Here is a 3377-nt window from a genome sequence, read left to right on the forward strand (position 1 = left end):
TATAAAGTAATTTATTATATGATTATTTTAGGAATCTATTATAGTTAAAGTTGTTGGTATCATTATTAATCTATATGGTAAAACTTATAGTCATAAAAAAAAGCAATCTTAATAGCTAATATATTACTCAACTAATGTTGAGTAAACTTGTGCTATTATAGATTGCTTAATTTATAAAACTTAAACGAAAAGTATCTTGAAGACTATTCTTAGATGTTTTTTACTTATTTTTTTTACTATTCGTGAATTTTTGATTTCATAATTGTATAACTTTAAAAAGATTAATTATAAATCTTATCGAATAAATCTTTATATTTATCCATTACTGCTTTTCGTTTTAGTTTCATGGTAGGAGTGAGGTGACCACCATCAATTGACCAAACATCTGGAGTGAGTTCAAAACGTTTTATTTGTTCCCAGTTTCCAAATTTTTTATTTACAGTTTCTACTTCTTTTAGTATTCGTTCTTTTACTTCGGTATTGTTACAAATAGCTTCATTTGTTTCCCCAATAGTTATTTTATGTAGGTTTGCCCATTCTTTGACAAAAGCAAAATTAGGTTGAATAAAGGCACCAGGCATTTTTTGACCTTCACCAATTACCATAATTTGCTCTACAAATCGGGATTGTTTCATGGCGTTTTCAATCAACTGTGGTGCTACATATTTTCCGCCCGAGGTTTTGAACATTTCCTTCTTACGATCTGTAATTCTTAAGAACCCATCACTATCTATTTCTCCAATATCACCGGTGTGAAAGTAACCATCAACAATGGCTTCATTGGTTAGTTTTTCGTCTTTATAATATCCCATCATCACATTGGGACCTTTACAAAGAATTTCTCCATCGGCAGCAATTTTTATTTCGACATTGTCAATAATACGTCCGGCAGTACCAATTCTAAAACCTTTGTTTCGATAATCATTTACTGAAATTACGGGTGAGGTTTCGGTTAATCCATACCCTTCCATCACATATATTTCTGCGGCAGCAAAAATTCGAGATAATCTTGGTTGCAAAGCAGCACTTCCATTTACAATTAAATCTAATTTTCCGCCCAAACCTTCTTTCCATTTGCTAAAAATCAGTTTTCGTGCTAGTTTTAATTCTAATTCATATAAAAAACCATTGGCTTGGTAAGGTTCATATTTTAATCCAACGTTTACTGCCCAAAAAAACAATCTTTTCTTACTACCGCTAAGATCTGATCCCTTTGCTATAATACGTTCGTAAACTTTTTCTATAAGACGCGGAACGCCAGTCATTACTGTAGGATGGACTTCTTTTATATTGTCACTAATCTTATCCATCGACTCGCCAAAATAGATTGAGCAACTGTAATATTGATAAATATAGGTCACCATTCGCTCGTAAATATGGCAAATAGGCAAGAAACTTAATGCAACACTTTTTCCTTCATCAAACGGAATTCTATTCGCGCTATCCAATACATTTGAAACGATATTATTATGAGAAAGCATAACGCCTTTTGGCTGCCCAGTAGTGCCAGAAGTATAGATAATAGTAGCTAAATCCATAGCATCTATACTATTTTTTCTGTCTTCAACTACATCTTGATTGCTGGTATCTTGTCCTAGTTCTAATAATTCGTCCCAGTTTTTACAACCTTCAATTTTAGTAAAAGAATATACTTCTAGTAAGTTTGGAGTATTTTGTTTGATTAAATTGATTTTTTTCAAAACTTCTTCATCAGATACAAAACAATATTTTGCTTCACTGTGATTCAGAATGTAAGCATAATCTACTTCAGAAATGGTGGGATAAATGGGCACATTTTGAGCACCAATTTGCAATACACCCACATCCATAATATGCCATTCGGTTCTGTTATTGGTTGAAATTATGGCAATTTTATCATTTTTATTAATGCCAAGACGCAATAGCGCTCTTGAAATGGCATTGGCTTTATCAAGATATTCTTGAGTAGAGGTAGCCATCCATTTTCCGTCGTATTTTGTAACAAGACAATTGGCTATATTATTTTTTTCTAGCTGGTAATATGGAAAGTCAAAAAGGCGTGTGATTTTTGTCATTTTTTATTAAAAATTTAATGCAAATTAATTAATAATAGTATCATTTACAATAGTAATTAAAATTTTAATAAAGCTACCTATGCAATAGGTTGTTTTACAACGTTTATTTTATAGTATAAATGAAAAAAATCCCTCGCATTAACGTTCCCGCGCTACACGCGGTTTGGGTCTAAATTAGCGTTGTTTTTCGGATAAGCCAAAACTGCCAAATACAAACCAATTTTCCCATTAAACCAATTGCCCAAATCGCTTGTAGCGTGTGTTGTGCGATCGCTTTTTTATTTAAAATATACGCTGTATCTCTTAATATCTTTTATGTCTTTTGAATTATATTCTTTTGCTGATTTAAGTTCAGAACCTAAATTTTTGATTAATGTTAGGAAATAATAGAATAATCCTTCAATTGAAATAAAGAACACGAATATTAATCCGCTTTTGAATGTAAAAAGTGAATTTAAAATTTGTTTTACGCTTATAGTTATTTCAGGATTGGTATTTGGTAACATTGGCATAAAATGTAATGGATAAATTACTGTTAATGGAAATGCTACAAGAATTAAAATTATTACACTTTTCAATGATTTAATTGCTTTATCAAATGAAATTAAATCTTGATAATTTTTGTTGAATTTCTGAATTAAAATGTGTGAACTAATTTGTAATTGGTCAATTAATTCTTTTTCGTGTTCTAAGTCACTCCACAAATTTTTTGGAGGAAAATCAATTGTTTGATAATTACTTTTTTTTAATATTCCATTGCCATAATCAACATATTCAGGTTTATGTTTTTTATAGACTTCATTATAACTTTCTAAAACGGCTTTGTCAATCTTATACAATCTGTCATCTAAATTATAAATTTTTTCTAGAATTTCTTCTTCGGTTAGATTTTCAAATTCTCCGTTTTTAATTTGTTCTTTTAAATCATCGTTATGTTTTACGTGAGTTTTTGTAAACCAATAAAAATGTCTGGAATTAACTTTTAATATTATTTCATTAAATTCAATTATTAAGTTGTCTAATTCAGAAACTACATTGCTAATTTTTTCGCCTATACCAAGTAACCTTGATATTACAAATGCGCCAATTATTCCAATTAATGCTGCTGCACTTTGACAAAAAGAACTAAAAAACCAATTCCAATCCATATTTATTTTATTATTTTCTATTAAGTTTCTGTCGCTCGAAAGTGTCGCACAACTAGTATATATACTCTTTACGCCTGTAAGGAATAGTATTTATTGATGTTTTTTACTTTTTAAATTCTTTTAGTACAACATAAGTACAACAAATCAGAATACTTTTACTTGACTATAGATCCCT

At 29.8% G+C, this 3377-nt stretch carries 2 protein-coding genes; both read right to left on the bottom strand.

Features of this window, described 5'->3' with window-relative positions; translation table 11 throughout:
- Positions 1-281: 281 nt before the first annotated feature.
- Positions 282-2054: an AMP-dependent synthetase/ligase gene (locus tag ACOYLT_RS10945; RefSeq protein ID WP_422853883.1), complete on the bottom strand. Its 1773-nt coding sequence runs from the start codon at positions 2052-2054 to the stop codon at positions 282-284.
- Between the two features lie 278 nt (positions 2055-2332).
- The gene (locus tag ACOYLT_RS10950) at positions 2333-3202 is read right to left on the bottom strand and encodes a hypothetical protein (protein ID WP_422853884.1); all 870 of its coding nucleotides are present in this window, start codon (positions 3200-3202) and stop codon (positions 2333-2335) included.
- Positions 3203-3377 lie beyond the last annotated feature (175 nt).

Source organism: Flavobacterium sp. (assembly GCF_049318185.1).
Taxonomy (GTDB): domain Bacteria; phylum Bacteroidota; class Bacteroidia; order Flavobacteriales; family Flavobacteriaceae; genus Flavobacterium.